The sequence below is a fragment of the Bacillus sanguinis genome, from assembly GCF_018332475.1.
Lineage (GTDB): Bacteria > Bacillota > Bacilli > Bacillales > Bacillaceae_G > Bacillus_A > Bacillus_A sanguinis.
The window spans coordinates 1-5,735 of sequence record NZ_BOQB01000133.1; the positions used below are offsets into that span (position 1 = coordinate 1).

4 protein-coding genes are annotated in these 5,735 nt (G+C 36.4%); 3 read left to right on the forward strand and 1 reads right to left on the reverse strand.

What is annotated here, in order from left to right; genetic code table 11:
* Positions 1 to 201: LPXTG cell wall anchor domain-containing protein (locus KI369_RS15660; RefSeq protein ID WP_212956569.1), on the forward strand; the 201-nt coding region annotated here is incomplete at its 5' end.
* A gap of 57 nt (positions 202 to 258) precedes the next feature.
* On the opposite strand, the gene KI369_RS15665 is transcribed toward KI369_RS15660, so the two are convergent.
* Complete coding sequence (locus tag KI369_RS15665) at positions 259 to 1,998, reverse strand: S-layer homology domain-containing protein (protein WP_212956570.1); 1,740 nt, start codon at positions 1,996 to 1,998, stop codon at positions 259 to 261.
* A 257-nt stretch (positions 1,999 to 2,255) separates the two neighbouring features.
* On the opposite strand from KI369_RS15665, the gene KI369_RS15670 reads away from it, so the two are divergent.
* Together KI369_RS15670 and KI369_RS15675 are read left to right on the forward strand one after the other, a co-directional pair.
* Positions 2,256 to 3,746 (forward strand): coproporphyrinogen III oxidase, encoded by a 1,491-nt coding sequence (locus tag KI369_RS15670; protein ID WP_212956572.1) that lies wholly within the window; start codon positions 2,256 to 2,258, stop codon positions 3,744 to 3,746.
* 232 nt (positions 3,747 to 3,978) lie between these two features.
* The gene (locus KI369_RS15675) at positions 3,979 to 5,535 is read left to right on the forward strand and encodes a fatty acid--CoA ligase (protein ID WP_212956571.1); all 1,557 of its coding nucleotides are present in this window, start codon (positions 3,979 to 3,981) and stop codon (positions 5,533 to 5,535) included.
* Positions 5,536 to 5,735: the final 200 nt, after the last annotated feature.

Here is a 5,735-nt window from a genome sequence, read left to right on the forward strand (position 1 = left end):
AAGCCAGGTGAAGAGACAGGAACACCAAGTGAAGGAATGGAAAACGTAGATAAAGAAAAACCTACCTTACCAGAAAAAGGACAAGGTGCGTCTCATGCACAACTTCCAGCTACAGGACATGATATGAATTATCTACCATTCATTGGTTTTGCTCTAGTTTTATTAGGAATACGTCTTAGATTTATGATTAAAAATAGTTAATAGTTTTATAAAAGGCATAAGAGAAATGTTATCTCTTATGCCTTTTAGTTTTATTGTTTAAGCTTCAATAACCTGAAGCATTCGATTTAAAAATGCGGCTGCTTCAGCACGTGTTGCTGTGCCTTTTGGTACGAATTCATTCCGTTCGTTCCCTTTTACGATTCCGTATGCGTAAACATTTTGTAATGCCTTCTTATCGTATGCTAAATCTTGGTCAGTGAATGGTAATTTCATTTCTTTTCTATAGATCCAGTTATATTCCAATGCACGGTCAATCATAATAACAGCTTCATCACGTGTTATTGTAGCGATTGGATCAAATTTATTATTTCCGCGACCATTAATGATACCTGCGCTAGCGGCACGGTTAATTCCATCCACTAAAGATGGATGAGCTTCGTTTAAGTCTGTAAATTTAGCGTTTCCAGCAGGTAATGTTAAAGCTCGCGACATTAAATTTGCAAACTCAGCTCGTGTTACGAGGCGGTTTGGCCAGTAAGAACCATTGCCGTCACCGAACATGATTTTCCTAGCTGCTAACTGGCGAATGTCTTGCTCATACCACCCGCCTGTAATGTCGTCTTTTTCATGAGGGACTTCTGGCGGCGGAATAACATCTTTACGATTTTCATTATAGTAAGCATTCGTGCCCTTTAAGAAAGCATCCCATTGTCCGCGTTGAATCATAAATGCAGGACAGTTTTTTTTGCTCCAAAATTGATGCTTTTGAACGTGATCTAGAGATATGTTTAATTCGTTCATTAAATAAGCAGCTAATTTCCGGGCATTTTCTACCGCTTTCGTATAATTTCCATCACTATTCACAGCAATTTCAATTCCGATAGATTCATAGTTTCCTGTCTTATTTCCAGCATGCCAACCAACTTCATTTAATGGAAGATGTTGATAAATTTCTTTGTCATCTACTGTAAAATGCCAAGATGCTGAACGATCAGTATTTCCGCGGGCTTGGCTATCTAAGTACTTCGCATGATTTAACGCGTTAGCACCTTTACTTGTATTAGCAGTTTCATGAATTGTAATGTATTTCGGTTCCATTGCGTAGCCAGGACGAATGTTCTCATTCCCTTTTGGAACAATCATTTCTTTAAATGTAACACCATAAATGTTATTTGTAGGCAAATTAGATGGTGTGTTGAAGAAAGATACGCTTCTCTTTTCGATAGAACCTGTTTTTTCAAATAATGATGCTTTCGTACCTTCAAATGTAGCTGAAGGAGCATAAATCCATTTCTCAGTTCCGTTCATTTGAATTTTAAACCAATTCCCAGCTTGTTCAGTAGGAGCTACTGTTTGTGGCTGTAATGTCGTTTCTTCTTTAAACGATTGGAAAGGGAATGAATATACTGATGTTTCTTCTGTTACAATTAATTTTTGATCCGAGAGTTTATGAATCTCTTGTACTTCTAAACTATTATTTTCCTTATTAACCCAACCAGAACCAAATTTCGTTTGTATGTAATATGTATTCCCTTTTTTCTTCGTTGCCTTTACTACAGGTTCAGCAATTTCAATATTTGTTTTGGTTTTTAAGTCATTTGCATCGTATAGTGGAAGTTTTGTTGACAAGTGGATAAGATATTCACCCGAGATTTCAAGGTCGTTTTCTTCGTCATGTCTATGCTGTTTTGCATGTTCTTCAATGCTTTTTAAAGCTTGTTCATCCATAGACAATTCAGCAGTTCTCTCTATATTTTCTGCGAATGAATGGGTAGGGGCTACAAATACTTGTAATGCCAAAGATAATGCTAAAATGTTGTAAAACTTTTTTTTCATAGTTGTTTTAACACGTGATAGTCTTTATTGCGTGTTAAGAGTCCTCCTTTATATGTATTTAAATTAGTAGCAAGTACTAATACGTTCTAGATTGTAACAAGAGTATATTCTAATGTCTATACAACTAGGAAAAGTTCGTTAAAAATCAATATTCAGTTTGTTTTAAATAAGATATCTAAATAAGGTAAAACCTTCTGTATTGACCTGCAAACGCCCTTCAAGTAAACTAAAGGGAGTTTGCAAATGAAAAGGTGATAATGTTGTTAATTTCAATTAAAACGTTACAAGATGATCGTTTTTTACGTCCGCTACAAAATATTGGCGGCTTATTTTTTGAAGAGAGTACGATTGGATTTGAACAAGAGGAAGCAAATCTTATCGTTGATATACACATTGAAGAGAATGTGAAAGCATCAGCTCGTTTAACAGATGTTGCGACTGGAAATGTGTATGAAGAAACATTCGCAAAAGATTTATCTGCTTTTACAGATGAGAAAGAGCGTATGAAGCAAGTGAAGCACGTTGTTTCTTATGTATATCTTTCTGTTCTTCAGCAGTTAACGGGGCTTGAACAAAGCTGGGGTATTTTAACGGGAGTTCGTCCGACAAAACTTCTTCATAAAATGCTTCAAAATGGTATGTCAAAAGAGGAAGCACACCAAGAACTTCGTGAAAGCTATTTAATTCATGAAGAGAAAATTGAGCTTCTTCAGCGTATTGTTGATTGCCAATTAGCGGTAGTTCCGGATTTATACCGTTTGAAAGAGGAAGTAAGTATTTATATCGGTATTCCATTCTGCCCAACAAAATGTGCATATTGTACATTCCCTGCGTATGCAATTAACGGACGCCAAGGCTCTGTTGATTCATTCTTAGGTGGTTTACATTATGAAGTTCGTGAAATTGGTAAGTTTTTAAAAGAAAAAGGTGTAACAGTTACGACGATTTATTACGGCGGCGGTACACCGACAAGTATTACAGCAGAAGAGATGGATATGCTGTATGAAGAAATGTATGAAGCGTTCCCAGATGTGAAAAATGTGCGTGAAGTAACAGTTGAGGCAGGTCGCCCAGATACAATTACGCCAGCGAAGCTAGAAGTGTTAAATAAATGGAACATTGACCGTATTAGTATTAATCCGCAGTCATACCATCAAGAGACACTAAAAGCAATTGGACGTCATCATACTGTAGAAGAAACAATTGAGAAGTATCACTTAGCTCGTGAAATGGGAATGAACAATATTAATATGGACTTAATTATTGGTCTTCCTGGTGAAGGGCTAGATATCTTCAAGCATACGTTAGACGAGACAGAAAAGTTAATGCCAGAATCGTTAACAGTTCATACGTTATCATTTAAACGTGCTTCTGAAATGACGCAAAACAAACGTAAATATAAAGTAGCTGATCGCGAAGAAATTACAGCGATGATGCACGAAGCAGAAGAGTGGACGCAAAAGCATAATTACGTACCATATTACCTATATCGTCAAAAAAATATTTTAGGTAACTTAGAGAACGTTGGTTATGCAATGCCGACACAAGAAAGTATTTATAACATTGTTATTATGGAAGAAGTTCAATCAATTATCGGACTTGGCTGTGGTGCATCAAGTAAATTTGTTCATCCGAAGACAGGTGCAATTACGCACTTCGCAAATCCGAAAGATCCAAAATCATATAACGATGGCTTCGTAAAATATACAGAAGATAAACTGAAAATTTTAGAAGAGCTATTTGTATAAGAAGAAAGAGGTTGTTCCGAGTTGGAATAGCCTCTTTTTTATTTTGACAGTTTTTGTCGGTAAGTCGATATATTCGAAAAATCGCTGATATAATTTCACCTACCGCCAAACGGAACCGTTTGTAAAACTATGTCGATAATAATCAGAAAAATTAGTCAAATTATTAGAGGACAATGTCTACTTATAGACGAAATGATAGATTTATGAAAGAGAAAAGGGGGAAATTGTTGGCATGTATATGACGATAGGGAGAATTTTTGATTTATCTGTTGGTAAGTATCCGAATAAAGAGGCGTTAGTGGAACCTGAAAAAAATATTCGTTGGACATATAAACAGTGGGATGAGCAAATAAATAAAACGGCGCATGCCCTATTAGAAGAAGGAGTAAGAAAGGGAGATACGGTATCTGTTTACTTATATAACTGCCGTGAATTTGTAAACGTTTACTTAGCGTGTGCGAAAATTGGTGCGATCTTTAACCCAATCAATTTCCGCTTAAAAGCAAAAGAAGTATCTTATATTCTCCAGGACGCATCCTCAAAAGTCGTTGTTTTTGAAAAAGCAGTTGAGTCAACTGTCGCTATCATTGAACGAGATTTCCCAAATTCGTCTTTTTGGTATGTAGAAGACGATACACCTTCTTATGCAAGTTCTTACCATGAAAAAGTGAATGCAGCCTCTTCTGAGAAAATAGATATCGAAATTGATGAAATGGATTATTGTTCGATGCTGTATACGAGCGGTACGACAGGTCATCCGAAAGGTGTATTACATCGACATCGTGAAATGACTGAGCATAGTATGATTTGTACGTATTTCCTAAAATATAATAGAGATAGTGTTGGGCTTGTCGTTGCGCCTTTATATCATTGTGGCGAGTTAAACGCTGGGATCATTCCGCGCATTCAAATTGGCGGAAAGAATGTTATTTTACATCATTTTGATACGGAAACAGTATTACATACAATTCAAGAAGAGAAGATTACGACGTTCTTTGCAGCACCGACGATGTGGAATATGTTATTGCAAAAAGATTTAACGCAGTATGATTTAACGTCGATGAAGATCGGTATATACGGCGGAGCTGCAATGGCACCGGCATTAGTAAAGGAATGTAAAGAACGTCTTTATATTGATCTTGTTCAAATTTACGGAATGACAGAAATGGGACCAGTTGTTGCGTTTCTCGTAGAAGAAGATCAAATTACGAAAGCAGGTTCAGCGGGAACACCGTGTTTTAGTCATGAAATCCGCATTGTAAAACCAAACGAAGACGCACCAGCAGAACCAGATGATGTATTGCCTCCTTATGAAGTGGGGGAGATTATTTTGCGCGGCCCAACTATGATGGCTGGTTATCATAACCGAGAAGAAGCAAATGCAAAATCGATGTATAAAGGATGGTATCACTCTGGTGATTTAGGTTATTTCGATAAAGATGGCTATTTATTCGTCGCAGATCGTGTGGATGATATGGTAATTAGCGGAGGTGTTAATATTTATCCACGTGAAATTGAAGATTTCCTTCATAGTCATCCTGGTATATTAGATGTTGCGGTGCTTGGTGAGCCAGATGAATTATGGGGAGAACGTGTAGTGGCTGTCGTTGTAAAGAAAGATGAAGCGATTACAGAAGAGGATTTGGAAATATATTGTAAAGAAAGTGATGAATTAGCAGATTATAAACGTCCGCGTCATTATTTATTTGTGGATGAACTACCTCGTAATGCGAGTGGGAAATTACAAAAATTTGTCCTGAGAGAGTCGTTGAAAGGCGCAAAACAATAGGGAGTAGAGCAGTCGTCTATACAGATGAAGCTATCTTTTTTCATAAGAAAAGATAGCTTTATTTTTTTGAAAACGATTGAAAAAATGGTATATATCTTCTATTTAAATCTTCTTTTATTATTATGTAAAAATACTTTTTGAGGTATTGCACTTTGTTTATAAATGCATACCAACCGCTTTAAATAAGGTTTTAATGAATT

Excerpts from the sequence above, each read along its gene's own strand:
- KI369_RS15665 (WP_212956570.1), bottom strand. The coding sequence starts at position 1,998 with ATGAAAAAAAAGTTTTACAACATTTTAGCATTATCTTTGGCATTACAA.
- KI369_RS15670 (WP_212956572.1), top strand. The coding sequence starts at position 2,256 with ATGTTGTTAATTTCAATTAAAACGTTACAAGATGATCGTTTTTTACGT.
- KI369_RS15675 (WP_212956571.1), top strand. The coding sequence starts at position 3,979 with ATGTATATGACGATAGGGAGAATTTTTGATTTATCTGTTGGTAAGTAT.